The organism is Myxococcus eversor, assembly GCF_010894455.1.
In the GTDB taxonomy this organism is placed as follows: Bacteria; Myxococcota; Myxococcia; order Myxococcales; family Myxococcaceae; genus Myxococcus; species Myxococcus eversor.
Window position 1 is genome coordinate 263,587 of record NZ_JAAIXY010000016.1, and the last position, 25,687, is coordinate 289,273.

The window sequence follows — 25,687 nt, forward strand, 5'->3', positions numbered from 1 at the left end:
GCTCCGCGCGCCCTCCTCCGGGCAGGCAGTCGACACCCCGATGCGAGCCCTGGAGGACTCCGCCGGATGCATAGCTTGAAGGGCGACCTTCAGACGCAGGCCCTACTCGCCGCGGGAGCCCCTATGCCCACGCCCACGCACGACCTTCACCTCACGCTGTTGGATCCAGATGGAGGGTGGGTCAACGCCCCCGTCCATGTCTCGGAGCTCGACGAGCTGCCCGTGCTCCTCCACTTCTTCTCCATGGCCTCGGACAGCGGCGCCCAGGACTTCGCGGCGCTCCGGCGCTTCCTCGCGGAGTTCGGCCCCCGGGGCCTCAAGGTCATCGGCGTGGACGTCACCCACTCCGCCAGGGAGCTGCGCGACACCAACGCGGTGGAGGCCTTCGCGCGCGAGCACGGCCTCGTCTATCCCATCGCCGTGGATGACGGCTCCATGGCCCAGGTGTACGGCGTGAAGCAGACGCCCGCGTGGCTCGTGTTCGACGCGGACGGCCTGCTTCGTCACCACTTCATCGGCGAGGACGCGGCCCGTCAGGCGCGCCCCGTGCTGGAGCGCTTCACCCAGTACGACACCTCGGCCAGCGCTCCCGCGCCCTGACGCCCTGCTCCCCTGGAGAATCCTCACATGGCTGAATGGCGCAAGGACAAGCAGGCCCCTCGCTTCACCCCGGGCACGCTGGCGGCGGCGGGCATCGGCGCGACGCTCGGGCTGCGCAAGGTGCTGGGGCGGACCCGCTACTCGTTCAACGGGCGCACGGTGCTCATCACCGGGGGTTCACGCGGACTGGGGCTGGTGCTCGCCCGCGAGTTGGTGAAGAAGGGCGCGCGCGTGGCCATCTGTGGCCGCGACGAGGCCTCCCTGGAGCGGGCGCGCACGGAACTGGAGCGCGACGGCGCCCAGGTGTTCGCCGTTCCCTGCGACGTGAGGGACCCGGTGCAGGTGGAGGCCACGGTGAGCGCGGTGCACGAGCGCTGGGGCGCGGTGGACGTGCTCATCAACAACGCGGGAGTGATAACCGTGGGGCCGCTGGAGTCCATGACGGTGGAGGACTTCCAGGACGCGCTGGACACGCACCTGTGGGGCGCGCTGTACACGACGCTCGCGGTGCTGCCAGAGATGAAGCAGCGGGGCGAGGGGCGCATCGTCAACATCGCCTCCGTGGGCGGCAAGTTCGGCGTCCCGCACCTCACGCCCTACTCCGCCAGCAAGTTCGCGCTGGTGGGCCTGTCGGACGGCCTGCGCGCGGAGCTGCATCAGGACGGAATCCGGGTCACCACCGTGTGCCCGGGGCTGATGCGCACGGGCAGCCCGCGCAACGCGCGCTTCAAGGGCCGGAACGAGGCGGAGTACGCGTGGTTCGCCGTGGGCGACTCGCTGCCCGGATTGACAGTGGGCGCCGAGCGCGCGGCGCGCCTCATCCTGGACGCGTGCCGCCGGGGGGACGCGGAGCTGCTGGTGGGCCTGGCCGCGAAGCTGGGGGCGGTGAGCCGGGTGCTCGCGCCCGGACTGACGGCGACGCTGCTCGCCTGGGCCAACCGGCTGATGCCCCAGAGCAGCAACCCGGACTCGCACACCGGAGCCCAGAGCGAGACGCCGCTCACCCGCTCCTGGCTCACGGAGCTGTCACGCCGCGCGGCGGAGCGGAACAACGAGCTGAATGTCCCGCTCCACTAGGCGTGCACGCGCTCAGTCCCGCGCCATCTCCATGGCCCAGTGGCCCCGGTGCTCATACGCCAGGGCCAGTTGCTCGTTCAGGGCGGCAATCATCTTCGTGTTGCCCTCCTGCTCGTAGCCCTTGAGCGCCTCCTCGCAGCCCGGCACCCGCGCGAGGAACTCCTTGAGCGCGTCCACCGTCAGCGCCTTCACGTACATCCCGTACCCGAGCTTCTCCAGGTACAGGGCGTTGATGATCTGCTCGAACTGGCCCTCCAGCGGGATGCTGAGCATGGGCTTCTTCAAGTAGACGGCCTCGCTCATCAGCGTGAAGCCGCCGCTGGCCACCACGCCGCGCGACGTGCGCAAGTCGTCGATGAAGCCCTTCTCGCTGAAGGGCCGGTACGTGAGGTTGCCGTCCACCAGGTCCTCGGTGAGGTCGCGGCGCAGGCCGTACACCCGGCAGGGGATGCCCGCGGCCTTGAGGATGTCCGGCAGCGCCGTGTTCGTCGTGGACGTCTGGTACACCAGCAGGTGCTCACCCGGCTCCGACTTCGCCTCGATGATTTCCGGGCGGAGAATCGACGGGGCCAGCGTGGTGCGCCGCTTGCGCGTCGGCGGATAGAAGAACGTGGTGACGAGGTAGTGGAAGGCGCCCGGCAGCTTCGCCTTCACAATCGCGCGCGATGTCTCGTAGCTGTCCTCGTACCCGGCCAGGAGCGCGGGCTCGTGCTGACAGCGGTTGATGACCTGCATGTTGTCCACGCTGATGACCGGCAGCCGGTGCGTCTTCGCGAACAGGTAGCTGAACGTCTCGAAGTCGCTGACGACGACGTCCGGCTTGAAGTCATCCACCAGCTCGAAGTACTGGCGCACGTTCTGCGGGAAGCCCTTCACCGCGCCCGTGAGGTTCTGCAACACCGTCTGCCACTTCTTCACGGAGTTGCCTTCGTACGCCAGCGTCAGCCCCCAGATGCCGTGCACGTTCTGGAAGCGCTTGGCCAGGTAGTCCTGGGCGCGGCCCGATACGACGATGTGGACCTCGTGCTCCTTCGTGAGCGCCTCGAGCAGCACCCGGGAGCGCGTCGCATGGCCCATGCCTTCGCCGACGACACCGTAGAGGATTCGCATGCCCGGAAGCATACGTCGCCTCCCCTGCCCCCGTTGAGCCCGCCCCTCCCCCGCGGCTATAGCTACCCACCCACCATGCCCTCCCCCCCGCCGCCGCCCCCGAAGCCCTCCCTCCCGCGCGCCGCCGCACTGGGGCTCGCGGGCGGCATGTTCCTGGGGGGCCTCGGGCTGCTCGCCGCCGGCCTCAAGGGCACCTTCGGCACCCTGGACTGCACCCAGCTCTCCGGCCCCGAGTGCGAGCTGCTCCAGCAGGCCAGCCACGAGATGGGCCGCTTCCAGACGCGCTTCGGCGGCGCGCTGGTGGCCCTGGCCGCCGCCCTCTTCGTCCTGGTGCGCCGGCGGATGCTTCCCCCTCCCGAAGCACCCTGACGCCCCCGGGCGGCCCCGCCACCCAAGGCCCCTCCCGCTTCCTCTGCCCGACAGCCGGCCAACCCGAGGGGTTAGCGCATTTGGCGGAGTGACGTAGGAAGGCTAATTAATAGTGGCCTGACCATTAGGTTGGGAGTAGGAGCGGCCCATGCAGCTCGAGTCCCTGAAGATGTTCTGTGACGTGGTGGAGACCGGCTCCTTCTCGCGAGCGGCCCAGCTCAACCACGTGACTCAGTCGGCGGTCAGCCAGCAGATTCGCGCGCTGGAGAACCGCTATGAGCAGAAGCTCCTGTCGCGCAGTGCCCGGCAGGTGACGCCGACGCCCGCGGGCGAGCGGCTGTTCCGCGGGTGCAAGGAGATTCTCGCGCGCTTCGCGGAGGTGGAGCAGGAGATTCGCGAGCAGGCCACGGAGGTCGCCGGCACCAGCACCGTGTCCACCATCTACTCGGTGGGTCTGCACGAGCTGAACGCGGTGCAGAAGCAGTTGCTCAAGGCGCACCCCAAGGTGAACATGCGGCTGAACTACCGCCGCAATGACCAGGTCTACGACGACGTGATTCTGGGCGCGGCGGAGATTGGCATCGTCGCCTATCCGCAGCCGCGCGCGGGCGTGGACATCCTCCCGTTCCGCGACGACAAGCTCGCCATCGTCTGCGCCCCCAACCACCCCTTCGCCAGCAAGCAGAAGGTGAGCCTCACCGCGCTGTCCGGTGTGCCCTTCATCGCGTTCGACCGCGAGGCGCCCACGCGCAAGGCGTTGGACCGGCTCTTCCGCGAGAAGAACATCGACATCAACCCGGTGATGGAGATGGACAACGTGGAGACCATCAAGCGGGCGGTGGAGATGGGCCTGGGCGTCGCCATCCTCCCCGTGTCCACGGCGCAGAGCGAGGTGAAGGCCGGCTCGCTGGTGGCCAAGCCCTTCGCCGAAGGGCCCGTGTCGCGCCCCATCGGCCTGCTCATCCGCAAGGGCAAGTACCTGGACCGCGCCTCGGCGGCGGTGTTGGAGGCGTTCAAGGCCGCCGCCAACCTGCCGGTCGCCGAGGATACGTAGTCGTCGCTAGTACATCTTCCGGAGGCGCGCGGCGAAGAACCCGTCGAAGCCCTCCGGACCTGGCAGGGTCCTCAAGTACGCCTGGGTGAGCGGCAGCTTGAGGCCCGGCAGCACGGGCGGCTCGGCCGTCCACTCCGGGTGGCTGCGCAGGAACATCTCCACCTGGTCCTGCCCCTCCTGCGGCTCCAGCGTGCACACCGCGTAGACGAGCAGTCCGCCCGCGGGCACCGCCTCCTGGCAGTTCTCCAGGATTTTCCGCTGGAGCGTGGCCAGCCGGGAGACGTCCTCCTCCTTGCGGCGGTAGCGCAGCTCCGGGTGTCTGCGCAGCGTGCCCAACCCCGAGCACGGCGCGTCCACCAGCATCGCGTGGAACTCGCCCCACGCTTCGGGGAAGGGCTCGGTGGCGTCGTGCGCGTAGGCCTTCAGTCGCGACGTCAGGCCCAGGCGCTTCACCTCCGACTCAATCTTGCGCAGCTTGTGGGCGTGCAGGTCCACGGCGACCACGTCGTGCGACTGCGCCTGGTGACAGGACTTGCCGCCGGGCGCCGCGCAGACGTCGAGCACGCGCGCGTTGTCGGGGATGGCGCCGTACACGCCGACGAGCTGGGCGGCCTCGTCCTGCACCTGCCACAACCCCTCCGAGTAGCCGTACACGTCCTCGATGCGGCCCACCGGCGGAAGGATGATGCCCACGGGCGAAATCGTCGCGGCCTTCGCGTCCACGCCCACTTCCTGCAACTGCGTGAGCAACGCGTCGCGCGTCACCTTGGACGTGTTGGCGCGAATCGCCACGGGCGGGGACTGGTTGTCCGCCACCAGCATGGACTCGGCGCGCTCGCGGCCGAACTGGCGCAGCCAGCGCTCCACCAGCCACTGCGGATGACTCTCTCGCACGGACAGGTGGTGGGCGATGTCCGTGGGCGAGGGCAGCGGCGGCGCGGGCAGCTCCGCGAGCTTGCGGAGGATGGCGTTGGTGAAGCCGGCGGCGCGGGCGAGCCCCACTTCCTTCAGGGCCTGCACCGTCTCCGCCACGGCGGCGCGCGCGGGCACACGGGTGTGGAATATCTGGTACGCGCCGATGCGCAGGGCCGCCAGCACGCGGTCCTCCATGGCCTCCAGCTTGCGGTCGGCGAAGCGGGTGATGGCGTAGTCCAGCGCGAGCTGCCGGCGCGTGGTGCCGTAGGCGAGCTCCGTGGCGAGCCCCGCGTCACGCGGGTCCTTGGGAGGTGACTCCGACAACATCGTGTCGAGCACCACGTTGAGATAGGCGTCCGTTGCTCGGACGCGCGCCAGCACGAGGATGGCGAGTGCGCGGGGATTCATCCTTCGTCGAGCCGAGTCATCAGGTCCACGAGCTGCTCATCCGAGAGCCTTGTCGCGGGGAGGTGGGACAGCGTGAGGCGCTGGAGACTGTCTTCCAGCAAGTCCCTCTGACCATTCTCGGCGGGAGCGCCGCCTTGGATGGCCTCGTAGCGCGAGCGCGCCCAGGTGGACAGCTCAGAAGCAGTGAGCTTTCCGGAGAGCCGGTCCGAAATCTTCTGGCGCACCAGCACCCGCGTGAGCAGGTCCGTCGTCGACGCCACCGACTTGGAACCGCGCCCCAGCGTCTTGCCAGATTTGGAGGACTCCGAGTCCTCGGACTTCGCGGCGGCCGGCTTGCGTCCAATCGACTTGCCGGAGCCCGAAGCGCCCTGCCCCGACGGGAGCGCCAGCGGCTTCGCGGGGACTCGCGCGAGCGCGCTCCCTGTCTCGGTGGCGCCCTTGCGGCCCATCGACTTCCCCGAAGAGGAGGACGAGGACTTCGCCGCCGCTGGAGCACCGCTCTCCTGCTTGCGGCCCAGGGACTTCTTCGGCTCCGGGGTGCCGGGCGTGAAGACGCCGCTGGCGAAGGTGTCCAGCGCTTCCAGGTAGGGCTCGAAGCCGCCGCCGGCGCCGTGCACCTGGAGGACACACGCCTCCCCGACGACGGACTCGCGGGCCGGGGGACGCAGCAGCACTTCGATGGCGGGCAGGCCCACCACCTCCAGCCCTTCCTTGAGGGCGTACGAGCCGAAGAGGCTCGCGGGGTTGATGAGGATGCCCTCCACCGCCTCGCGCTCGGCGGCGAGCGTGTCCAGCAGCACGCCCTCGTGGTTGGACTGGACGATTTTCAGCGTCAGTCCCAGCTCCTTGGCCCGCGCGCGCAACGCGACATCCAGGTCCGACAACCCACGCGTGCCGTCGCGCACACCCAGCAGATTCAGGTTCGGCCCATGCAACACCAGCAGTCTCATGCCCATCCGCCTGTACTCGAAAAAGCGCGTCCCGTCCGCGACATATCCTCTACGTGCCGAACGGTTGGCTGCCCACGGCCAGCTTGTGGCCCATGAGGAACTCCGCCGCCTTCATCACCCGCTTGCCCTCTGGCTGGATGTCCAGCAGCACGAGCGAGCCCTCGCCACATGCCACCTCCAACCCCTCCGGCCCCGACGCCAGCACCGTGCCCGGCGTGCCCTGGCCCTCCGCCACGCGCACGCGGTGCACCTTCACCAGCTTGCCCCCCAACGTGGTGAACGCCCCGGGCCATGGCGTGAAGGCGCGCAGCCGCCGCTCCAGCGCGACGGCGGGACGGGTGAAGTCCAGCTTCCCCTCGTCCTTCTCGATGATGGGCGCCAGCACCATGCCCTCGGAGGGCTGGGCCACGGGCTTCAGCTCACCACTCAGGTACGCCGGCAGCGACTCGCGCAGCAGCTCTCCGCCCAGCGCCGCGAGCTTCGGGTACATCGTCGCGCTCGTGTCCTCCGGGCCGATGGGCAGCCGCTTCATCGCGAGCATGGGGCCAGTGTCCAGGCCCTCGTCCATCACCATCAGCGTGACACCTGTCTCCGTGTCACCGTAGGCAATCGACCATTGAATCGGCGCGGCGCCCCGGAAGCGCGGCAGGAGCGAGCCGTGCACGTTGACGCAGCCCTTCTTGGGCAGGTCGAGGAGGTCCTTGGGGAGGATGCGGCCGTAGGCCGTCACCACGCACACGTCGGCTTCGAAGCGGCGCAGCTCCTCGGCGAACGGAGGGGTGCGCAGCTTGACGGGCTGGAACACGGGCACGCCTCGCGCCAGCGCCAGCTCCTTCACGGGCGGCGCCGTCAGCGTGTTGCCCCGGCCCTTGGGCTTGTCCGGCTGGGTGACGACGGCCACGACTTCGCCCAAATCGAAGCAGGCTTCGAGCGAGGACACGGCGAAGTCGGGCGTGCCCATGAAGATGATGCGGGGTCTGCTCATGGTGTTGCGGTTCTCCTGCGGCGACGCTTCAAGCCACGGACTTGAAGGTGCCCCCGGTGGGATTGTCCACTGCTTGACGTTTGCGCGTGTGCAGTTGGTTCAGCGTCTCCAGCGCCTCGCGGGCCTCGGGAGTGGTGGCCACGGGATTGAGCGCGGCCAGCGCCACCTCCAGGGCATATGCCTCGTCGGCCTCTCGCTGGCGGATGCGATCCACCGCCTCGCTGAACCTGTCAAAGAAGCGCTTCAGCTCATCCTTCTTCCGCAGCGGGCGCAGCCGGGGATAGCGCCCGGCGGCCAGCGCCGCGACATAGAGGCTCATCACGTGCACGGGGCCGGCGACCCGGTGGGTGAAGAGCAGCCCGAACAGGCCCAGCAGCACGCCCATCCCCGCGGAGCCCAACGCGGTGAGCCAAAGGAGCGATTGCCCGCCGTCCACGCCCGCGCTCACGGAGGAGACGTGGAGGCGGTGGGCCAGCAGTCCGAACACCCCCATGCTGCCCGCGCCCATGCCGGCCAGCAGAAGGATGTACTTGAGCTGGAACTCCCGGTCGAGCAGGTACGTCCGGCGGGTGTAGCCCGGGCGCGACGCATTGTGAGTGTCGTCGGACATGTCGTTGACCAGCGTACCCCAGGTGACGCGGGCGATTTGCTTCCTTCGTGACAGGAGGTTTACGACGGCGGTCAGGACTACCCCGCAGACGTCCAGGAGCCTGCATGAGCCGCCCCATCGCAGCGTGGTGTGTTGCCGCAGCAATCCTCTGTCTCACCGGGTGCAAATCGGACCCCAACACGCCCGAGTACTGGCAGGGGACGTTGCAACAGACGCGGCGCGCGGAAGACAGGGTCCGGCTCATCGAGGCGATGCGCACGAAGACGAAGGTGAACGAGACGTTCCTGCCCATGCTGCACGAGGCGCTGGGACAGGAGCGCAAGCCGGAGGTGAAGGCGGCGCTGGCCCGGGCGATTGGCGACGTGCACCACGCCTCGTCGGTGGAGGCGCTGTCCGCGGCCATCGACCCGGCGGCGGGGGACATGTCCGCGCAGCTGGCCAACAAGGCGATGGTGACGGCGCTCGGCGAGATTGGCGACGTGCGCGCGGTGCCCGCGCTGGTGCCGTTGCTGCGCGCGAAGGACACGTATGCGCGCATCGAAGCCATCCAGGTCCTGGGGGCGATGAAGGCGAAGGAGGCGGTGGAGCCGCTCATCGCGCTGGCCACGGACGAGGGCGTGGAGCCCTTCCTCAACAAGAAGGCCATCGAGGCGCTGGGCCACATCGGTGACGGCCGCGCGGCGCCCGCGCTCATCCGGATGCTGACGAAGGAGCGCAAGGGCAAGTCCTTCTACGTGGAGAGCAGCTTCGCGCTGTACCAGTTGGGGCAGCCGGCGGCGGATGCGCTGCTGCCGGCGCTGGAGGGGCGGGACTCGGAGCTGCTCGCGTGGGCGAAGACGAACGGCGTCAACCCGGCCAGCTACCCCATGAAGGCGGCGACGGTGCTGGGCGACTTGCGCGAGAAGCGCGCGGTGGAGCCGCTGCTCAAGCTGCTGACGTTCTCGCATTCGGACGTGCAGATTCAGTCGCTGGTGCGGATGCAGGCGGCGGACGCGCTGGGGCGGCTGCGGGCGCCGGAGGCGGTGAAGCCGCTGACCACGCTGGTGTTGGAGACGGACCCGACGGTGCGTGACGCGTACGTGCGCGCGCTGGTGCGCCTGGGTGGACGCGACGCGCTGCCCGCGCTGGAGAAGGCGGCTGGCACGGGGGACTGGTACTCGCGCGAAATCGCGGTGAAGGGCCTGGCCATGCTGGGCGACGCGCGCGAGCAGCCGCTGCTCCAGAAGATCGCCGCGGCTGAGCCGGCGCGCACGGCGGCGGACTGCAAGGCGACGGGCGAGGAAGGCTGCGACAACGCGGCGGCGCTGGGCAAGAAGCGCGCGGACACCGTGACGGGACATGCGGCGCTGCTGGAGGCGGGACAGGCATGCTCGGGCGATGCGGGCTGCTGGGTGAAGCGCATGGACAAGGCGAGCAAGCCGATGCTGGAGCGCGCGGCGCTGGAAGTGGGCCGCACGGGCTCGGGTGAGCATGTGCCGGCGCTCGCCGCGAAGCTGGGAGAGCGCGACACGGAGGTGCGGCTGGCCTTCATCCTCGCGACGGGGTGGCTGCTGGATGGCTCGCAGGACGCGGTGAAGAAGGTCCGAGAGACGGCGCTGCCCACGCTGCGCAAGCAACTCCAGGACGAGCAGGGCGTCACCCAGCTCGCCAGCGTCAACGAGGACCTCCGTCGTCTGCTGATGCGCATCGAGCGCACCTGAGTCGTGCGTACCCGTGGCGGCGCCTCACGGAGACAACTGGGGCGCCGCGCGCACCGTGGCGTGATGGAGCACGGTGAGCTGTCGCACCAGCCGGTCCAACTGGGTGCGTGACAGCACGTCCGTGTCCTCCTGTTGCGCCGACATCGTCTTGGGCAGAGGGGATGGCACGCGGCGGTGCTCCACCGCGACCGCCAGGTCCTCCAGCACGTTCCCCGCGTAGCTCGCGACGGGTGACAGGTCCTGTCGGCCATGCCACTGGCGGCTCGCGGCCAGCGCCGTCACCGCGGAACCGAAGCGGCGCGCATACGTGAGCATCGCCATCGCAGGTTCAAGCTGTCGCGAAGAGCCCCGGTACTCGGTGAGCAGTCGTTGGAACGACGCCTCTGCGGACAGCAACTGCAAGCCCAGCTTGCGCCGGGCCTCGCGCACCTCCGGCTCCGCGTCCGAACCCGCCGACGCCACGCTCAGCAAGTAGTCCCGATCGGCGCGCAGCGCATTGGCCACCTCCTCCGGAAAGCGCACGCGCTCGGGACTCGGCCACAACAGCCGCGCCCCGATGAGCGCGATGGCGCCGCCAATCATCGTGTTGGCGATGCGCACTCCCGCCAACTCCCAGTCCCCCGTCTGAATCTCCGCCAGCAGCACCAGCGCCGGCGCGAGCAGCACCTGGAAGAACGAGAGGCTCAGCGGCTTCACGGCGATGGCCACCGCGAAGAACACCATGATTGCCACCAGCAACACGGCCGGGTCTCTAACGAGCGCGACGAGCCCCGCCGCCAGCGCGCTCCCCAGCAACGTCCCCCCGGCGCGCTGCAACCCGCGCTGGAACGTCATCCCCGAATAGGGCTGAAGCACCACGATGACGGTGATGATGACCCAGTAGCCATGGTCCAACCCCAGCCCCTGCACGAGCGCGGTGGCAATCGCCGCGGCGACACCCAGCCGCAGCGCATGGCGGAAGATGACGGAGCCGATGCTCAGGTTGTCGCGCAGCGGCTCCAGCAACGGGCGCCCCCGAAGCGAGGCGGGATGCGGCCCCATGGGCAGGTCCGACTCGATGGGACGGCCGTCCTCCAGGTGGTTTGCCACCTCCAGCAGCGCCTCGGTGTACTCGCGCAACCGGACCAGCAACGCCTCCGCATGCGAGTACGCCGCGCGCGCTGAATCAGGCAGCCCGCCCTCGGCCACCTGCGCCGCCAGCGCGCGTCGCACACGCTCGGCATTCCACGTGGAGGGCTCCGGTTCTCCCTTCTCCTGCTCCAGGGCGCGCGCGATGTGGCGCAAGTCCCGCGCAAGCTCCGAGAGCGCTCGCTGCACCTCCGCGCGCAGGGCGTGGTAGCGCGTCTCACGAGGTGACACCTCCAGCGTCTCCGGCAGCGCCACCAGCAGCGCGAGCACCGCGTCCACGCCCTCCAGCAGCACCAGCAGGTGCTCACCCCGGTCGCTCTCCCCCGCTCGCCCGCGTCGAGTGGACGCAAGCACACCACGGGCCTCCTCCAGCGACTGGCGCACGCGGGACTCCCAGTCGACGACCTCCACCAGATTGGGCGGCGCGGTGGGCCCTTCGAGTGGCCACCTCCCCACCTCCTCCGCGCGGTCAGCGAGCTCGCGGTAGCAGCGGGCGATGGCGAAGCGCGCGGGGCGGTAGGGCCGCAGCGGCCACAACACCAACGCCAGCATCATCGCCCACAGGCCACCCATGATGAACAACCCGGAGCGGGACAGCGCGGCGGCGTAGTCGTGCGCGGGCAGCGCCAGTGACACCACCGTGTAGTTGGCGAGCACCACGCCCATCAATCCCGGCGTGTCTCCATACGAGCGCGCGAAGCCGCACGCCGTCACCCAGCAGAACGTGAGGAGCACGGCGGCCCACGGCGGCAGGTGCAGCGCGGAGACCAACCCCATCACCGCGCCCAGCAGTGTCATGGCGCCCATGGTGACCGCGCGGTCGCGATAGGGGCCACCCCGGTCCACGAGCGTGACGAAGAGAGCCGCCATGCCCACCCACGTCGCGGCGGGCAGGTGCTGCGTCGCGGCGACCACCATGGGTACACCCACCGCGAGCGCGGCGCGCAGGCCCGCTCCCAACGCGGGGCGCGCGGGCTCCAGTCGGACGAACGACTCGACGTGACGCCTGAACGAGTTCATGGAGCGAAGGAGGTCTCCATCGTCACACGGCGCCGTCCTGCTCGCCGGTCCACTCCAGGACGCCAGGGCCCGCGGCGGCGCGGAAGCAATCCGAAAACCAGGCCGTGGCCAGACGCCATGCGGTGGCGAGTGGCACCGGCTCGGGGAAGCCTCGCGAAGCCCCGTCGAGGAGCTGGAGGCCCTTGCGTGTCTCGGCGGGAAGTCTGTCGAACACGCTCCGGACCAGTGCCACCCGGTCCGGGTCATCGCCCGCGCCGATGAGCAACGTGGGCACCCGCACGTCCGCGAGGAGCGCGCCGGCCTTGTCGGGCCGTCCGCCCAGCGTCACCACGGCCTGCACGCCACCGGGCTGGTGCGCGGCGGCCACGAGCACGGCGGCCGACCCCAGGCCCGTGCCGAGGTAGCCCATGGGAAGCAACGAGAGGCTCTCGTCGCGCTGGAGCCAGTCGCGAGCCACCTCCAGCCGGTGGGCGATGAGCTCCACGTGAGGGCCCTCGCGCAGCGTCCAGTCCTCGGCCATCTCTTCATCGGCGGTGCGCAGCTCCAGCCACAACGTGGCCAGCCCGGCCGCATGCAGGGTGCCGTGGAGTCCGCCTCCGCCCGCCTCGGCTCTCGGCACCTCCTCGTCTCCGGCGAGGAGCACGAGCCCGCTCGCTCGCTCCGGAACGACGAGCCGGCCCGAGAGCAGGCGTCCGCCCACGCCCACCTCCACGTCACGCTGATGCACGCGCATCGACATGCCTCCCACGGACATGGCAGGCCACCGCAAGGGCCCAGGTCCGCCGGGTAAAGCTGGGACCCGTCCGCGCTTCTGGCAGCACCCTCACCGCCGGATTCAGGGCAGGCCAGCGGACAGGGGCTCGGCGCGTCCCAGGCAACGGCAAGGTGAACAGCCGTTCCCGCCATCTCGTGACAACCACTCCCGAGCGCGAGGGACGACATCAAAAGACAACCATCCAGGACCGCCCGTATTCGGCTGGAAATGAGTCACTGGACGACCGGGTAGCACTCCCGCGCGGAACCTTCCGCGCATGGGAGGCAACATGCGTCGAATCATGATGAGCGCTGCACTGGTGGTGGGATTGGGCGGAGGCTTCACCGTGGGAGCCAGCCCGCTGTCGACGGAGGCCGCGGTCCCGCCCCTGCCAGGCATCTGCAGCCGCACCTTGTGCCAGCACCAATGCAGCCTGTCGGGAGCCACCGGCACCTGCTTCAACGGGATGTGCATCTGCACCATCGACTTCTAACACTACTGCGTCAGGGGCCCGATGGGTGGACGGGGAGGCCGAGCAGGCGACGTGAGTCGCGGTGGGGGTTGGTGCGGTGGCAGGTGGGGCAGCGCGGCAACCAAGAGGCAATCACTCGCGCCATGGCGAGCCGTGCGGTGATGAGGCTGTCGTGGAAGTGGCGCTCAGGCCGAGAGTGGCTGCGCGTGGGCTTCAGCCGTCCTTCGGGCCGAGGGGGGAAAACGCCGCGTGCGTTCCGCCACGAGGAAGGCGTAGCAACACAGCGCGACGGAGACATGGTGATGCCAGCCGGGGAAACGGCGGCCTTCGTAATGGTCCAGGCCCAGTTCCCCCTTGAGGTCCTCGTAGACGCGTTCGGTTCTCCAGCGCTGCATCACCAGACGGATGAGCTGCTTCTTCGTCCGGCCCTCTGGCAGGGATATCAGGAAGTAATTGGCGGGCTCGGGCTCACCGTCGCGCCACTCAATGAGCAGCCCCAGGGGCTCCTGCTCTCGCAGGGGGACGCCCGCGGCGACGACGCGGCGCAGAGCAAAGCGTGCCGACAAGGCGTCTTTCGTACCCTGGCGCCAGGTGCACCGTCGGAAGCCGCCTCGTTCATCAAGGTGCAGGGCCAGGTCCGAAACGCTTTGTGCGTCCTTTCGGGAGCGGCCCTTCGCATCCAAGAGGGAGACGCTCGTCTGTGGGGCCACTGCCACCGCGTAATGCAAGCCCAGCGAGCGAAGGCGCGCACGAAAGTCGCTGGAGCTGCCATAGGCGGTGTCCGCCAGGAGGACGCCCGGAGCCACCCCGTCCCCCACGGCCCGCTCAATCATCCGCAGCGCCAGTTGGGGCTTGGTCCTGAAGGCAACCTCGGCGGGGATGCGGGCCTCGCGGCGACGCGCCTCGTCGCTGGCCCAGCACTCGGGGAGGTACAACTCGAAGTCGACGGGCAGGTGCTCGGTGCGGGTGGCCACGCTGAGGCTGACGCCAATCTGACAGTTGGTAATCTTCCCCGCCGAGCCGGTGTACTGCCGCTGGACTCCCACCGAATGCTTGCCCTGCTTGAGGAAGCCCGTGTCGTCCACAATCCAGGCTTCCACCGACGCCTACTGCGTCATCGCCTCCAGCGCATACCTCGCCGCCTGGCGCCGCACGTCCCGGTCGCTCCACTTCGAGTCCACCGCGAAGTGCAACAGTCGCTGGTGCATGGCGTCCACCCGCGCGGGGTCCGGACACGCGCGGGCGGCCAAGGGCTCCACGCTCTTGCGCTCGCCATCCCCCAGCAGGCCCATCGCGTAGAGGGCGAACGAGCCCCGCCGACTCTCCTCGCCCAGCACCTCGCCGATTTGCTGGAAGTACCTCTCAAGCCGCTGCACCGCAGCGGCGTTCATGAAGGAGTCCATACCCCATTCATGAGTGGGGCCGATGGCGGCCAATGCAATGAGGGCCTGCCCGCCCAGCCCTCCGTCGCCCATTCCCTCTTCGGCCTACCCCTGATGCAGTAGTGCTAACCCACGGCAGGGCACGGAGTCCGAAACCAGGGCGTCATCACCGCTCCCTGGTGTTGAATCAAGAGGTGACTTTCTGGGGGCGCAGCAGCGCGGCGGCCAGCACGACTCCGTAGACCGCCGCGCTTCCATGGACCGCGAGCGCGAAGGCGAGTGAGGCACCGCCATGCATCACGGTCAGCGCGTCCACGGTGGGCATCACGATGCAGGCGAGGACGAGAACGCCCGCGGCCTGTCGCTGTCGGATGGCCACCAGGGCGAACATCGCCAGTGCCAGGCCGAAGTCCCTGCCCGCCTTGACGTACAGCCAGGGGATGACCTCGCTTCCGGAGTCGGCCAGACCGAACCCCCTGGCCGCGCTTACCGGGTCCCGCGCGGCATTGAGGCTGAGGAACAACATGAAGGCACCCAGCAACAAGGTGAACAGGGCCGTGGGGGACGTGAGCTTCCAGGGCAACTGCGAGGGGTTCGTGTTCATGAGGCCTCCAGATGAAACGCGGGTGTCGTTCATGGATGGGAATGTGACGTGCTGGCCTCGGAGGCGCCATTCTCGGATGGCTCAACCTTTTGTCTGAAGCGCTCACGGCGCGAGCGTTGGGGACAGCCCGCTGCTAGCCTCGAGGGCATGGACCTCTCGCATGCTTCCGACCTGCTGGGGCAGATTCTCGAGCGAACCCGTCTGCGAGGGCAGCTCTACTGCCGCACCGTGGCGCGGGCTCCCTGGGGGCTGCGCTTTGCTCCCACGGCCACGGCGACCATTCACCTGGTCATCGCGGGCTCCTGTCACCTCACGCAGGGCCGGGACGCCGTCGCGCTGGGACCTGGTGATGTCGTGCTGCTGCCGCGCGGCGACGGGCATGCCATGGCGGACTCGCCCCGCAGCCCCAAGGTGAGGGTGGAAGATTGGCTGGCGACACGAGGCGAAGGGGCTTCTGGGTATGTGCTGGGTGGGGCCGGTGTGGAGTCGCGGGTGCTCTGTGGCTTCTTCGCGTTCGACGAGCCGGGGGCTCATCCCGTGTTGCGGCTGCTCCCCGAGCGGGTCCACCTGCGGGGAGCTTCCGAGGACGCGCGTGCTCTGTTGCCCACGGTGTCGTTGCTCGAACGGGAGTACGCGCGAGGAGAGAGGGGCGCCTCGGTCATCGTCTCCCGGTTGCTCGACATCCTCCTGGTGCAGGTGCTTCGTGCCTGGGCGGATGCGCAGCCACCGGGAGGCGCGGGCTGGTTGGGGGCGCTCGGCGACCGGACACTCGCCAGCGCCCTGGGCTGGATGCATGCGGAGCCGGGGCGGAGTTGGACCGTGAGCGAGCTGGCGCGGCGCTCGGGGACCTCAAGGGCGACGCTCGCGCGGCGCTTCGCGAGCGAGGTGGGCGTGGCGCCGCATGAGTACCTCACGCGGCTTCGGATGCAGGAGGCCGCGCACGCGCTGCGTGAGGGACAGGACGGGCTCGCGGCCATCGCGGGCCGCGTGGGTTACGAGTCCGAGTTCGCCTTCAACCGGGCTTTCCGGTGGGAGATGGGAGTGCCTCCCGGTGAGTACCGGCGCAAGGCTCGTGAGGGCTGACGTCGTTTAGACTTCCTCGAACTCCGCCCCCGAGACCTTCGCGGTCAAAGGGAGCAGTTGATGGATTGGATTGATGAGGTATGGCCGAAATAACGAATATCGCAACAGAGGTTCGGCAGCACTGGCTGGAGTGGCCTCTCAACGTCCAGCCGGTCGCGATGGAGGAGGTCGTGGACGTCTGGCGGTCGCTTCCGGGCGTACTTCTGGAAGAATACGAGGCGTTCCTCCGCACCGCCGGGCTTCCAACGGATGAGGATTCCCGGGGGTTTCGTTTCTGGTTGCCCGAGGAACTTCGCTCGACCGCCGACATGCTGCGGGACGCCGGGTACGGCTGCAACGCCACGGAGGCGTCTGTCATCTTCGCCGACTACTTTCAGGAGTCGTGGCGGTACACGCTGAGGGTGTCAGGACCCTGGAAGGGCTATGTGTCTCTCGTCCTGGGCACCAAGAGCGGCAATGATCCCCGACTCCCGCTGGGGAGCCTGTAGGAGTTCCTGATGGCGTACATCAAGGACGACGATGATGTTCTCTGTCGGCGGATGCTGGAGATAGGCGAGGAGCACTGACGTAAAGGCCATGCCCATGTCTCGCAGTGTTCCTTTCTCAGACGTGTCTTCGGCCGGGAGAGCCATGGAGCCGGGGCACGCGCAGAGTGCCGCTCGCCGTTTGAACCTACGGTCCACACGAGGCGTGGGAGAGCTGCGGAAGCGGGTCAGGCACAGACTCCCAGCGCTCAATTCGTGGCTCTGAAAGCGACTCCGAACTCAGCGGGTCGGTGCTAAGAGGCCGAGTGTCATTCCCTCCAAGTCGGTAACGAGCCCCTTGGCAGTAGGGGCCCAGCGCCTGAATGCGTCAGGCGTCTGGCCAGAATCCTCGAAAGCCTCGTTTGCTCGAGCGAGATCACTTAGGCGCCGGGCGAGTTCCGTTGCATCGCGGTCGTCCGCGTTGGCCGCAATCTTAAGGTAGGAGGCGAGCGTGTACAAACCTTCAATGGCGAGTGGGACGGGCTCGGAGTTGTATTCCTGGGTAGATGCTCCGAGGTCAGCTAATGTCCTCTGCCAGTCGCCGAGAATTTGGCGCTGCGTATCTCCATGAATGCTCCGATGAGCGAGCGCATTTGCCAGCAGATGAAGTTTCTCGGGCGCCTGATCGAGCCAACGGTCGATGACTGGCATGGCCACCTGGGTCGGTGAGCGTGAGATAGTGCGGGTGTCGGCGGCGATCGTCGTGATGTGACCGGGCCGGAAGCCGAGTGCCGTGCAGATCTCTCGTTGGAGTAGACGCAGCTCAGCTATGTTAATTGGCCACCAGCGAGTGATCTCCTGTGCGCGGTAGAATGCAATCGCATCAACGACAATGCCGCCCGATCCGATGGAGCGCCGGCGGAATTCAACGAGACAGAAGGACGCAAACTCCTCCCCGCTCGCATCGCTGTTAAAGTCTCGTAGAGGGTCAACAAGAGTAGCTATTGCTCGGGTGCTCTCTTTGGACCTCAAAAGTTGAATAATACGCTTAATTTGATTTACCTTCCCGCCGTAGCGGCGAAGCCGGACGCCGTGGATATACGGAATGCGATGTTCAAGGGATGATTTTTCCATCTGCCACCACTTCACCAACTCGCCCAACCAGGTCTGTCGCTCATGGCCGGAGAGAGACTCCGGTGCTGGGTACTCCGTTGGGATTGGTAATGCGGTTCCATCGTCCTGCGGGAGATTGAGATGGACAATAAGAGTCCCTCGTGACGCATCTTCCGCTGCGGCCGCGCAAGCGCGTGCATAGACCTCATCGAGGCTGGAGCCCTCTACAACGGTCGGCGCACCGGGGGTGACCAAAACCGGGCCGGAGGCTTGCCCTTTCGACACCCAGAGTCGCCGCTCAATCTCAGGGCTTCGGGGCATTTCTGCTCCAGCACGCGGAAGAGGAATCGGTTCGATCTGGACCCTAGGCGTGTACGGTAAACCGGACAGCGTGATCAGTCGCACCGCATCTTGCTCGCGCCCTACTTCGTACGTAGCGCCTGAGATGACTAGAGTGCGATGCGCATCCTCGCCATCAGCTGAGTAGATGTGTTCAAAGTGCGCGGCATGCTCATGCTTGTGACCATGCATAACAACGCCAAAGCCGTTCCCTCTTAGGAATGCGCGCACCTGCTCAAGGTTGGAGATGTCAGCAAACGGCTTCAACTCTTCTCTGAGACTGGGCGAGCGGAGATGATGGTGCATAACCGCGATGCGGAGCTGGCGTCCATTGGTCGGCTTCGGCGTAGCTGCCACGATCGTCCGGAGCGCCTCAAGCTGTCCTTTGGAGACCCGAGCCATGTCGTACCGAGCCAACGCCTCAAGCTGAGACCGCAGGGTCTGCTCTCGATTCGCATCACCTTCAGCGAGGAGCCTGGGTATTCGGTCCCATACATCTTTCAGCGGCTCGGGCAGGATCGAGGTCACGTGCGACCAGTTGCTCGTGTTCACCGGGTAGATGGCCCAGCGATGATCCGGTGCCAACAGACAATGTGGCCCGACGCGCCCGCCAATCAGCCGGGTATCGACGCCATCGAGCCAGGGGACGATGCAGCCCGCCCTCGACCACACGCCTACGAAAGGCGCATAGCGTTCTGGGGTGCTTGGTGCCGTGCCGCGCAGAACATCATGATTGCCCGGTGTCGCAACAATGCTCTCCGGCGTTACCCCGAGCGAGCCAAAGTGCTCAAGCAATAGCTTAAGGAGAAGCTCGTGCCCCCCAGGCCGGCCTCGGTCCTGGGCATCACCAGAGAATATTACACCATCGAGTTGCCGACCTTCGCGTCGCAAACGCTCAGCAAGTCGAGCAAATAGGAGGTCTAGAACCTCTTCGCGGGTGTCCTGGTCGGCCCCAGGGACTTTGACCTTGTGATCGTCACGCGGAAACTCGGAGCCGGGCCCGGAAATGTGCGCATCGGTCACATGAAGAAGAGTGGTCTTGGTGATCATCGGCCTTTTATAGCGGAGCACACTCGGGTGCTGAACAGCGGGGCCCCAACGACCCATCAGCAGAGTGGGTGAATCAGGTGTAGTGTACAGAAGTTCACCGACTACTCCCCTATGAGGTTGCTGGTGCCTACAACCACCCGCCCTCATGTTTCTGCTCTGCACCTGAAGAGGCACCCAATCAGCCAAGGTGTACCTGCGATCCGCAGCTCACGCCACGCCCACTGCGATGGCCCAGCGCCAGGACCAACTTCGGAGGCCGCAAGTCCGTCTGTTACAATGATGGCCGGTACCCAGCCATTGTTCTTCGTGCCCCCGGTCAGAATCCAGTTCCGGCTCGGCTTCGGATGCGCCAAACTCAGGGAACAGGGAGGAAACTTGGGACGAATAATCCGAGCAACGTCGGGCAAGACTTTGACTACTACGCCCGTATTCGACTCCTACTGGCGCTTTGCCGCCGCCCGGCAGGATCTCTTCATGCGCAGGATTCGGGGCGAGCCGCCACCGTGGACTACCGACCCGATTATTGCTGCCCATCGCTTCACGAATGCGTACCGCGCGGCCGACCGAGTAAGCCAGTATCTCATTCGGAATGTGATCTACGAGGGGGACACGAGCGCCGAAGAAGTCTTTTTTCGAACCATACTCTTCAAACTCTTTAACCGGATCGATACTTGGAAGCTTCTGGTTGAGCAACTCGGAGAGACTCCATCGTGGAGAGACTTCGAGTTCGAGCGGTATGCGCGTGTTCTTGATTCAGCTTACGCGCGGGGCAGCCGGCTCTATTCGGCGGCCTACATCATGCCCTCGCCACCTTTCGGCAATGCGCGGAAGCACCGGAACCATCTTCATCTACTTGACCGCATGATGCGCGACGGCGCACCTTTGCGTGTTGGACGAGCCTCGTCTCTCCAAGGAGTTTATGAAATTCTTCGTGGATATCCCTCGCTGGGCGACTTCCTCGCATTTCAGTTCGCCATCGATCTCAACTACAGTGAAATCGTGGATTTCTCGGAAATGAGCTTTGTTGTCGCTGGGCCTGGCGCACGCGATGGAGTCGCGAAGTGCTTTAGCGACACTTCGGGGATGACGGAGGCTGAGGTGATTACTCATATAGCTGCGACTGCCGCCGAGGAGTTCTCACGACTCGGTCTTCAGTTCCAGAAGCTCGGAGGCAAGCGTCCACTTCAGCTTATTGATTGCCAGAACCTGTTCTGCGAGGTGAGCAAGTACGCCCGTGTCGCGCATCCAGAGTTCTATGGCGCATCTGGTCGCACACGGATCAAGCAGAAGTTCTCGGCGAACTACGCCGCACTGCCACAGTTCTACCCACCCAAATGGGGAATAGTAGTGGCAGAGGAGACTAAGAACCCTTCTTCCCCTGAGCAACTGTCAGACGTCTCGCAGCTCTCGCTTTCGTTCGTCCATCCGGCGGGCTGAACATGAAGGAGCGACGCGCGAAGTCTCCTGTCACGATGCCTCCATCGTGGGCTTCGACCTGCCGCCACACAGCCAATCCCTTAAGGATTGCTTCTTCCCATTCCGCTTCGGTTCGAGCGTGAACCTCGAAGCCACGGGTGAGGGCGCGTACGCCGCGCAAAGTCTCTGAGTCAATCCGGGCTATTTCCTTCGTCGCCGCGAGGTTGTGCTCGATGTAGTCGAACACCATAGCGACGATTGCTTCATCGATAACGTTAGCCCGCCCACCATCTTCGACTTCGTCTGTCTTCCGTCGGCTCCTACGCTTCCTGTTCAGGAGCTTCCGAGCAACAGGTGACCACCCAAGCAATGCGACGAAGGCAAAATGCATCACATCGTGAAAACGGTAGCCATCGACTTTATGTGCATTATCGGTAAGAAGGTCACCGATCTGCCTCCCGCGATAGTCCAACAGCGCGACACCGGGGCGTCCATCTTTAAAAGGTATATAAGTAAAGCGGTACGTGAACCTCCGTGGCAATCGCTCCTTTTGAGGGAACGACGCATCGAGCGGTGCCCGCCTCTTCGGCCGCGACCATCGCTCGTGAACTTTCTTGAGATTGGCTGCTGCAATCTTCTCAAGGGACAGGTCGAACCTTGTTGCGACGGCTGAAACATACCAAAGAGTATCACCCAATTCTTCAGCTAGCCGATCGCGGAACCGCAAATGTCCAGGCCCATCTCTAAGCAGTTTTTTGTACTCGGCGAGGAGCGTTCCGACTTCTCCTACTAGGCCGAGGAGGGGAACTACTTCCGCCTTCGTCAGCTTACTTTTGGTCTTGGTGGCTCGCCTCTGAAATTGGTCTGTCTTACTTGCCGCAGTTTGATACTCACGCAGCCTCATGAGCCACTCCCTCAAATGCTAGGCGCGCAGATTTTACGAGTTGCAGCGCCTCGCTGACCTTCCAGTCTCCACCGTCAGCTTCGAGCCGCGCGTAGCTTGAAACACTGACCAATGGGCCAGGGGCGAGGCCAGTCTGGTCGCAGATAAATGCCTGGAGGTCAGCAAGCCCGAGGAAGTTTCCGAGCGCTCTGGCGACGTATGAGTGTGAACGGTATAGGGCCGTCAGATAGAGACTGTCCGTTGCACCAATCTTGAGGCTGACGTGAGAGAGACATGGACCACCGCGTGGCCGGCGACAGTCAGTGACGGGATCATACAGCGGAAGATCAATCGCAGAGTCTGTCAGCGACAGTTCGTAGCAGGCGCGCATACGTGGGCCTTTCTCCTTGAGTTGAGTCTTCATCTTCTCAATCAGAATCTCAAGTGGGTTAATAGGCGTCTTAGAGCCGGCGGGCCAGCGAACTAGGCGGTGTGCGTAACGCCCCCAGTCACTAGGCCCTAGCCTGATTTCTGGGTACACTTCTTCAGGGTAAATCTCGTAGACGCCACGAGTACCGTGGTTGATGTATTCCGCAGCAGGAAAGATAGTGCCGGCGACAGAAGAAACTGGATAGGAATCGTGGTTTCGCAGGAATCGGTCCACTGCTGCGCGAATTCGATGATCGGCTGGCTCGTGGAGCGTCGGTTTCGAAATTTCAATAATAAGATTGTACTCTGCGTGCTCACTCGTATCAGCAAGGTACTCTGCAGCCTCAAGCCATGCCTGCTCGCATGTCGTCTGGGTGACTGTCTTCATGTGACTGCTCCTTCGAACGTGATGACTGCTATGCAGCGTGCGGCCACGTAGCCAGAGGAGAGCCAAGCGTACCCACCGACTCCCCAGTCTACTCCCCAGCTATTGCGAACAAGAACTCGGGCAACATCCGTAGCGACCGCTACTCCTAGCACTGCATGCGCCGCCCGAGCTGGCCCTGAAGGGGTTTCGACAGAGCCGCTAACTGGGCTCCAAAACGCATCATCAATATTCAGAAGCAGGACTACCGGGGCCCCAGCACCAAGCTGCGTTGATATCGTTGCCCAACTTCCGGTGGGCCCAATAGAAGTCTTGCGGCGCCATACCTCTCTGGCTAGTGGTGGTCGCCAAGTCTGTGGCAGTGCCATGGGCGAATATGGACAGTCGGTCTCCGCTGGCTGCCCACTATTTTCGAGAGCATGCATCGCAGATGAAACTGGCACGGCCTCATTGACGCCAACTCCGGCAACGGTTGTTGCGGTGAAGTGCAAAAAGTCTGCAGCGAGAGCAGGTGCTGTTCCTCGGGCAATGTGATGTCCATCGCTCAGAGCCATGCTTAAGCAGGTTTCGCGTTCCCCTTGATCTCTTACGGGGGGGAGCATCTCTCGAAGGTTCAGCATCGTCAGTGCACCGTGGTTGAGGCAGCCGCGATCGGGGGGGGGCTATCATTTCGGCGTGTCCCGGTCGTGGTGATGGAGACACGAAACGTGCTGGTGTTGCCACCAGAGGTTGCCGAGCGAGAGAAGGAGCGACGCAATGGCAGGCGCAGCTCATATGTGCCGGGCGGAGGTGCTCGGAATACGACTCGCCGAAGCGATGGTCCCCCAATGACGCTTTCATCAAATGTGCTCCTGTCATCGAGGAGGCCGAAGCCCGCGTCGATGGCTTCTCGCACCTCCCAGCGGAATCCTGTCGATGCGCGCTCGTCCAGCGCGACCATGAACACATCGTTAGGGCCAGCTTCGATGCGCGCGCCATCGTCCCCTGAACGGAGCTGCCATACGTCAGCCCACGAATCATCGAGTGGCACTCCTTGGAGAGCGGTCTTCTTCACCTCCTTGAGCTTTGTCGCAGCCAGCGCTTTGGCTACATCGCGCTTAATGAACTCGTGTGAGGCGAGGCCCCAGCATGTTGCCTCATAGCTAGTCGCAAGCCGCAGTGAGAGCTGATAGACGACATCCGGGCTTTGTAGCGGTGCTTCCGCCCACCACTGCCTCCGCCGCGCAGCAGCCTTAACGAGCCACTTCGGCATCAGGAACTCCGCTGCGAACGCATCTGCCTCAACCTCACGCGGGTCGCGGCCACTCGTGTGGCCTGGCATTCGGACTTCGTGATCTAGGCTCCCCTCATGTTCTAGAACGAAATGCCCTAGCTCGTGCGCGGCCGTGAAGCGCTGCATGTGCAAATCGCGCTGGGTTGTCACGAGAATGCCGACTTCCGTGCTGCTCACGCGCACGCATGCGCCGAGCAACCTATCAAGTGCCTGAAAGGCAACTGGGATCCCAAGGTCCCTGATAACTCCGAAGACGTCGATCCCGCTGAGACCGTCCGCATGCTTTTCGCGAAAGTTGAAGGAGTCATGAGCTTCCGCCGCACCACCGATGCCGCGGAGAATTGCGTCTCTAGTCTCCCTGTTCATTGCGGCTTCCCGTCGCTGTCAGCTTTTTGTCGGAGAAACTCCGCAAATCGTAATACCTCTGCGCGATCTTTCTCTGACAGGACGGCTGCGGTCCGATGCAGTGCATCAAGGCGCTTCGAGCCGACCGGCTCCTCGTCGGCGAAAAAGCCTAAAGAGCGTTCGTAAAGTCTCGCTAGGCGAGCCAGCTCAAGTGCCTCAACACGTCGGTGGCCATTTTCGATCTGCGATATCGCCGGCCTCGGGAGAGACAGCTTCTGAGCTACGTCTTCCTGCGAAAGACCAGCCGCTTCACGCGCCTCACGTAGACGGGTCGCCAGTCGCTTGCGTCCATCGTCCGTCATGGCGCAAGTCCTTCTTCATTTGCAGCCTCGTTCCCGACTGCTTCAGGACAGGAGGAGTGCAGTTTGGGCTGCATGTCGGCCCAGAAATCGTCGAAGGAGTCGTAGCCACCTTTCCGAATGAAGCCTGGGTCGAGCTTGCACCCGATGTGGTTCTTTACAGTCGACGACCACTTCGCGACGGTTTTGGAGTCGAGTTCAGGCATGTGATCGAAAGCTCCTTTGGTTGCCGGGTTAGGGGGCGGACGATCGGCATCACTCTTCGAGGCGTCATACTTACTCTTGAGTGCATTGCGCAGTTCGGTCGCGATGGCGTCGAACTCCTGCGTGCTGATCGTCGGCGTGTACTTTTTGGAGCCCATAGCCGTTTCCCCCGGCGTTCGATTTTCGAACATAATGCCCCCCAGCCGTTCGATTGTCAAACAGCCTAATCATGCCGTCGTGAAGGCGACGGCTAGCACCCAGCGCCCTGACAACTCATACTCTCCGTGAACGGTGAGGTTTTCGACACCAGGGAAGCGGACTGCACGAAACGACCTGCTGCCTGGGGCGAAGCGCACCTCAGCATCGTCGAAGTCGAAAGCCGTCCTGGTGATCTGGAACACTGCCTTGTAGATGGCCTCCTTAGCGGCAAGCACCAGCGTTGACGGAGAGAGAAGCATGGGCTCGGCCGCGCAGACGGCGGCTAGCCATCTTTGCTCCACATCAGTGATGACTTCGGCGGCCAGAGATGCCTCGTCATGATTCTCGTCGAACTCCAAGTCAATGCCGAGGCCCTGGGCTGCCGAACTTCTCGCGGCAATCGCCACGGCTCGGCCGTACTTGTGGGCGATACTGCCGACGTAGCCCACTGGGAAGATCGGAACGCCTTGCGCGTCAGCCGCAACGACGGGATTCGCATGCCCGGCATCGCGCAGAGCCTGCTTGGCGGCTAGTCGACCTCCGATAAACTCCGCCCGCCGCGATAGGGTCATATGGGTTGTGCACGCATCCTCAAGTGGATCGAGTTGCTCGCCTATGGAGGCCAAGGCGGCAGCAACGCAGATCGATGGACACCGTTCGCGGAGCTTCAAGAGAGCCCCCTCGATCGCATCTAAAGCAACGGTGCGAGTGCCGTCATCGACCACAGCAGGCGAGGCTGTCTTCGGCACCTTGAGAGAAGGAGTGCCCTGCCCTATCGAACGAGCATTAGTCTTTGTCCTTTTCACCCCAGCAGGTTCGCTTAGTGGAGGCAGATCTACAAGGATAGGGCTTGTACGGGTGAGCGGTTGAGTAGACCAGGGGTAAGCGTTCACGGGGTGGTGCACGCCTGAGGGGCCAGTTGGGCTGCGAACGGTGGGCCTCACCCCGCTCGACGTGGACCGAGGACGGATTAGAAATACAGGGACGTGGCCACGCCCGACCCGAGAG

At 65.4% G+C, this 25,687-nt stretch carries 25 protein-coding genes and 1 pseudogene; 9 read left to right on the forward strand and 17 right to left on the reverse strand.

The features are described from left to right. Positions 1-123: 123 nt before the first annotated feature. Positions 124-600 carry a peroxiredoxin family protein gene (locus G4D83_RS29850; RefSeq protein WP_163868281.1) on the forward strand — a complete coding sequence of 159 codons (477 nt, stop codon included), beginning with the start codon at positions 124-126 and terminating at the stop codon, positions 598-600. Positions 601-627: 27 nt separating this feature from the next. Next, positions 628-1,677, forward strand: coding sequence for an SDR family NAD(P)-dependent oxidoreductase (locus G4D83_RS29855; RefSeq protein ID WP_163868246.1), 1,050 nt, complete (start codon positions 628-630; stop codon positions 1,675-1,677). Positions 1,678-1,689: 12 nt separating this feature from the next. Here G4D83_RS29855 and G4D83_RS29860 read toward each other — a convergent pair whose 3' ends face one another. Beyond that, a complete protein-coding gene (locus tag G4D83_RS29860) occupies positions 1,690-2,799 on the reverse strand; it encodes an MJ1255/VC2487 family glycosyltransferase (RefSeq protein ID WP_163868247.1) in 1,110 nt (369 codons plus the stop codon). Between the two features lie 63 nt (positions 2,800-2,862). Between G4D83_RS29860 and G4D83_RS29865 the strand changes: the two genes are divergently transcribed. Both G4D83_RS29865 and G4D83_RS29870 read left to right on the forward strand, forming a co-directional pair. After that, complete coding sequence (locus G4D83_RS29865) at positions 2,863-3,156, forward strand: hypothetical protein (RefSeq protein ID WP_163868248.1); 294 nt, start codon at positions 2,863-2,865, stop codon at positions 3,154-3,156. A 148-nt stretch (positions 3,157-3,304) separates the two neighbouring features. Continuing rightward, positions 3,305-4,210: a LysR family transcriptional regulator gene (locus G4D83_RS29870; protein ID WP_163868249.1), complete on the forward strand. Its 906-nt coding sequence runs from the start codon at positions 3,305-3,307 to the stop codon at positions 4,208-4,210. 6 nt (positions 4,211-4,216) lie between these two features. Here G4D83_RS29870 and rsmB read toward each other — a convergent pair whose 3' ends face one another. The 4 genes from rsmB to G4D83_RS29890 are packed head-to-tail and all read right to left on the reverse strand — an operon-like array spanning position 4,217 to position 8,078. Beyond that, positions 4,217-5,533, reverse strand: coding sequence for a 16S rRNA (cytosine(967)-C(5))-methyltransferase RsmB (rsmB, locus tag G4D83_RS29875; RefSeq protein WP_163868250.1), 1,317 nt, complete (start codon positions 5,531-5,533; stop codon positions 4,217-4,219). After that, on the reverse strand, positions 5,530-6,489 hold the full coding sequence (locus G4D83_RS29880) for a type II 3-dehydroquinate dehydratase (protein ID WP_338041950.1): 960 nt from the start codon (positions 6,487-6,489) through the stop codon (positions 5,530-5,532). The genes rsmB and G4D83_RS29880 overlap by 4 nt, the downstream gene beginning before the upstream one ends. Before the next feature lie 43 nt (positions 6,490-6,532). Then, positions 6,533-7,468, reverse strand: a complete 936-nt coding sequence (gene fmt / locus G4D83_RS29885; RefSeq protein ID WP_163868251.1) for a methionyl-tRNA formyltransferase — start codon at positions 7,466-7,468, stop codon at positions 6,533-6,535. 28 nt (positions 7,469-7,496) lie between these two features. Further along, a complete protein-coding gene (locus tag G4D83_RS29890; RefSeq protein WP_163868252.1) occupies positions 7,497-8,078 on the reverse strand; it encodes a signal protein in 582 nt (193 codons plus the stop codon). A 104-nt stretch (positions 8,079-8,182) separates the two neighbouring features. Here G4D83_RS29890 and G4D83_RS29895 point away from each other — a divergent pair, with 104 nt between their 5' ends. Further along, complete coding sequence (locus tag G4D83_RS29895) at positions 8,183-9,778, forward strand: HEAT repeat domain-containing protein (RefSeq protein ID WP_163868253.1); 1,596 nt, start codon at positions 8,183-8,185, stop codon at positions 9,776-9,778. A gap of 24 nt (positions 9,779-9,802) precedes the next feature. On the opposite strand, the gene G4D83_RS29900 is transcribed toward G4D83_RS29895, so the two are convergent. Then, positions 9,803-11,926, reverse strand: a complete 2,124-nt coding sequence (locus G4D83_RS29900; RefSeq protein WP_163868254.1) for an FUSC family protein — start codon at positions 11,924-11,926, stop codon at positions 9,803-9,805. 22 nt (positions 11,927-11,948) lie between these two features. Beyond that, on the reverse strand, positions 11,949-12,659 hold the full coding sequence (locus G4D83_RS29905) for a dienelactone hydrolase family protein (RefSeq protein ID WP_205522739.1): 711 nt from the start codon (positions 12,657-12,659) through the stop codon (positions 11,949-11,951). A gap of 310 nt (positions 12,660-12,969) precedes the next feature. Here G4D83_RS29905 and G4D83_RS29910 point away from each other — a divergent pair, with 310 nt between their 5' ends. Then, a complete protein-coding gene (locus G4D83_RS29910) occupies positions 12,970-13,173 on the forward strand; it encodes a hypothetical protein (protein ID WP_163868256.1) in 204 nt (67 codons plus the stop codon). 164 nt (positions 13,174-13,337) lie between these two features. Here the strand turns inward: G4D83_RS29910 and G4D83_RS29915 are convergent. Continuing rightward, a pseudogene (locus G4D83_RS29915) lies at positions 13,338-14,543 on the reverse strand (IS701 family transposase). Positions 14,544-14,721: 178 nt separating this feature from the next. Further along, positions 14,722-15,138: a DUF4267 domain-containing protein gene (locus tag G4D83_RS29920; RefSeq protein WP_163868257.1), complete on the reverse strand. Its 417-nt coding sequence runs from the start codon at positions 15,136-15,138 to the stop codon at positions 14,722-14,724. Positions 15,139-15,285: 147 nt separating this feature from the next. On the opposite strand from G4D83_RS29920, the gene G4D83_RS29925 reads away from it, so the two are divergent. Both G4D83_RS29925 and G4D83_RS29930 read left to right on the forward strand, forming a co-directional pair. Continuing rightward, positions 15,286-16,221 carry an AraC family transcriptional regulator gene (locus G4D83_RS29925; RefSeq protein ID WP_240356740.1) on the forward strand — a complete coding sequence of 312 codons (936 nt, stop codon included), beginning with the start codon at positions 15,286-15,288 and terminating at the stop codon, positions 16,219-16,221. An 80-nt stretch (positions 16,222-16,301) separates the two neighbouring features. Beyond that, positions 16,302-16,709, forward strand: coding sequence for a hypothetical protein (locus G4D83_RS29930; RefSeq protein ID WP_163868258.1), 408 nt, complete (start codon positions 16,302-16,304; stop codon positions 16,707-16,709). A 276-nt stretch (positions 16,710-16,985) separates the two neighbouring features. On the opposite strand, the gene G4D83_RS29935 is transcribed toward G4D83_RS29930, so the two are convergent. Continuing rightward, positions 16,986-19,187: a metallophosphoesterase gene (locus G4D83_RS29935; protein WP_163868259.1), complete on the reverse strand. Its 2,202-nt coding sequence runs from the start codon at positions 19,185-19,187 to the stop codon at positions 16,986-16,988. Between the two features lie 276 nt (positions 19,188-19,463). On the opposite strand from G4D83_RS29935, the gene G4D83_RS29940 reads away from it, so the two are divergent. Beyond that, positions 19,464-20,624 carry a nucleotide kinase domain-containing protein gene (locus tag G4D83_RS29940; protein ID WP_205522740.1) on the forward strand — a complete coding sequence of 387 codons (1,161 nt, stop codon included), beginning with the start codon at positions 19,464-19,466 and terminating at the stop codon, positions 20,622-20,624. Here G4D83_RS29940 and G4D83_RS29945 read toward each other — a convergent pair. The 7 genes from G4D83_RS29945 to G4D83_RS29975 are packed head-to-tail and all read right to left on the reverse strand — an operon-like array spanning position 20,548 to position 25,350. Beyond that, the gene (locus G4D83_RS29945) at positions 20,548-21,507 is read right to left on the reverse strand and encodes a nucleoside triphosphate pyrophosphohydrolase family protein (RefSeq protein ID WP_163868260.1); all 960 of its coding nucleotides are present in this window, start codon (positions 21,505-21,507) and stop codon (positions 20,548-20,550) included. The genes G4D83_RS29940 and G4D83_RS29945 overlap by 77 nt on opposite strands. Then, positions 21,494-22,303: a thymidylate synthase family protein gene (locus tag G4D83_RS29950; protein WP_163868261.1), complete on the reverse strand. Its 810-nt coding sequence runs from the start codon at positions 22,301-22,303 to the stop codon at positions 21,494-21,496. The genes G4D83_RS29945 and G4D83_RS29950 overlap by 14 nt, the downstream gene beginning before the upstream one ends. After that, the gene (locus G4D83_RS47290) at positions 22,300-22,920 is read right to left on the reverse strand and encodes a C1 family peptidase (protein WP_420826664.1); all 621 of its coding nucleotides are present in this window, start codon (positions 22,918-22,920) and stop codon (positions 22,300-22,302) included. Before G4D83_RS47290 ends, G4D83_RS29950 begins: the two co-directional genes overlap by 4 nt. 2 nt (positions 22,921-22,922) lie before the next feature. After that, positions 22,923-23,939: an ImmA/IrrE family metallo-endopeptidase gene (locus G4D83_RS29960; protein ID WP_163868263.1), complete on the reverse strand. Its 1,017-nt coding sequence runs from the start codon at positions 23,937-23,939 to the stop codon at positions 22,923-22,925. Further along, on the reverse strand, positions 23,936-24,280 hold the full coding sequence (locus G4D83_RS29965; protein ID WP_163868264.1) for a helix-turn-helix domain-containing protein: 345 nt from the start codon (positions 24,278-24,280) through the stop codon (positions 23,936-23,938). Before G4D83_RS29965 ends, G4D83_RS29960 begins: the two co-directional genes overlap by 4 nt. Continuing rightward, positions 24,277-24,699, reverse strand: a complete 423-nt coding sequence (locus tag G4D83_RS29970; protein ID WP_163868265.1) for a hypothetical protein — start codon at positions 24,697-24,699, stop codon at positions 24,277-24,279. The genes G4D83_RS29965 and G4D83_RS29970 overlap by 4 nt, the downstream gene beginning before the upstream one ends. Before the next feature lie 9 nt (positions 24,700-24,708). Further along, entirely contained in the window at positions 24,709-25,350 is a 642-nt protein-coding gene (locus G4D83_RS29975; protein ID WP_163868266.1) for a 4'-phosphopantetheinyl transferase family protein, read from the reverse strand. Positions 25,351-25,687: the final 337 nt, after the last annotated feature.

Excerpts from the sequence above, each read along its gene's own strand:
- G4D83_RS29850 (WP_163868281.1), top strand. The coding sequence starts at position 124 with ATGCCCACGCCCACGCACGACCTTCACCTCACGCTGTTGGATCCAGAT.
- G4D83_RS29855 (WP_163868246.1), top strand. The coding sequence starts at position 628 with ATGGCTGAATGGCGCAAGGACAAGCAGGCCCCTCGCTTCACCCCGGGC.
- G4D83_RS29860 (WP_163868247.1), bottom strand. The coding sequence starts at position 2,799 with ATGCTTCCGGGCATGCGAATCCTCTACGGTGTCGTCGGCGAAGGCATG.
- G4D83_RS29865 (WP_163868248.1), top strand. The coding sequence starts at position 2,863 with ATGCCCTCCCCCCCGCCGCCGCCCCCGAAGCCCTCCCTCCCGCGCGCC.
- G4D83_RS29870 (WP_163868249.1), top strand. The coding sequence starts at position 3,305 with ATGCAGCTCGAGTCCCTGAAGATGTTCTGTGACGTGGTGGAGACCGGC.
- rsmB (WP_163868250.1), bottom strand. The coding sequence starts at position 5,533 with ATGAATCCCCGCGCACTCGCCATCCTCGTGCTGGCGCGCGTCCGAGCA.
- G4D83_RS29880 (WP_338041950.1), bottom strand. The coding sequence starts at position 6,489 with ATGGGCATGAGACTGCTGGTGTTGCATGGGCCGAACCTGAATCTGCTG.
- fmt (WP_163868251.1), bottom strand. The coding sequence starts at position 7,468 with ATGAGCAGACCCCGCATCATCTTCATGGGCACGCCCGACTTCGCCGTG.
- G4D83_RS29890 (WP_163868252.1), bottom strand. The coding sequence starts at position 8,078 with ATGTCCGACGACACTCACAATGCGTCGCGCCCGGGCTACACCCGCCGG.
- G4D83_RS29895 (WP_163868253.1), top strand. The coding sequence starts at position 8,183 with ATGAGCCGCCCCATCGCAGCGTGGTGTGTTGCCGCAGCAATCCTCTGT.
- G4D83_RS29900 (WP_163868254.1), bottom strand. The coding sequence starts at position 11,926 with ATGAACTCGTTCAGGCGTCACGTCGAGTCGTTCGTCCGACTGGAGCCC.
- G4D83_RS29905 (WP_205522739.1), bottom strand. The coding sequence starts at position 12,659 with ATGCGCGTGCATCAGCGTGACGTGGAGGTGGGCGTGGGCGGACGCCTG.
- G4D83_RS29910 (WP_163868256.1), top strand. The coding sequence starts at position 12,970 with ATGCGTCGAATCATGATGAGCGCTGCACTGGTGGTGGGATTGGGCGGA.
- G4D83_RS29920 (WP_163868257.1), bottom strand. The coding sequence starts at position 15,138 with ATGAACACGAACCCCTCGCAGTTGCCCTGGAAGCTCACGTCCCCCACG.
- G4D83_RS29925 (WP_240356740.1), top strand. The coding sequence starts at position 15,286 with ATGGACCTCTCGCATGCTTCCGACCTGCTGGGGCAGATTCTCGAGCGA.
- G4D83_RS29930 (WP_163868258.1), top strand. The coding sequence starts at position 16,302 with ATGGCCGAAATAACGAATATCGCAACAGAGGTTCGGCAGCACTGGCTG.
- G4D83_RS29935 (WP_163868259.1), bottom strand. The coding sequence starts at position 19,187 with ATGATCACCAAGACCACTCTTCTTCATGTGACCGATGCGCACATTTCC.
- G4D83_RS29940 (WP_205522740.1), top strand. The coding sequence starts at position 19,464 with ATGATGGCCGGTACCCAGCCATTGTTCTTCGTGCCCCCGGTCAGAATC.
- G4D83_RS29945 (WP_163868260.1), bottom strand. The coding sequence starts at position 21,507 with ATGAGGCTGCGTGAGTATCAAACTGCGGCAAGTAAGACAGACCAATTT.
- G4D83_RS29950 (WP_163868261.1), bottom strand. The coding sequence starts at position 22,303 with ATGAAGACAGTCACCCAGACGACATGCGAGCAGGCATGGCTTGAGGCT.
- G4D83_RS47290 (WP_420826664.1), bottom strand. The coding sequence starts at position 22,920 with ATGCTGAACCTTCGAGAGATGCTCCCCCCCGTAAGAGATCAAGGGGAA.
- G4D83_RS29960 (WP_163868263.1), bottom strand. The coding sequence starts at position 23,939 with ATGAACAGGGAGACTAGAGACGCAATTCTCCGCGGCATCGGTGGTGCG.
- G4D83_RS29965 (WP_163868264.1), bottom strand. The coding sequence starts at position 24,280 with ATGACGGACGATGGACGCAAGCGACTGGCGACCCGTCTACGTGAGGCG.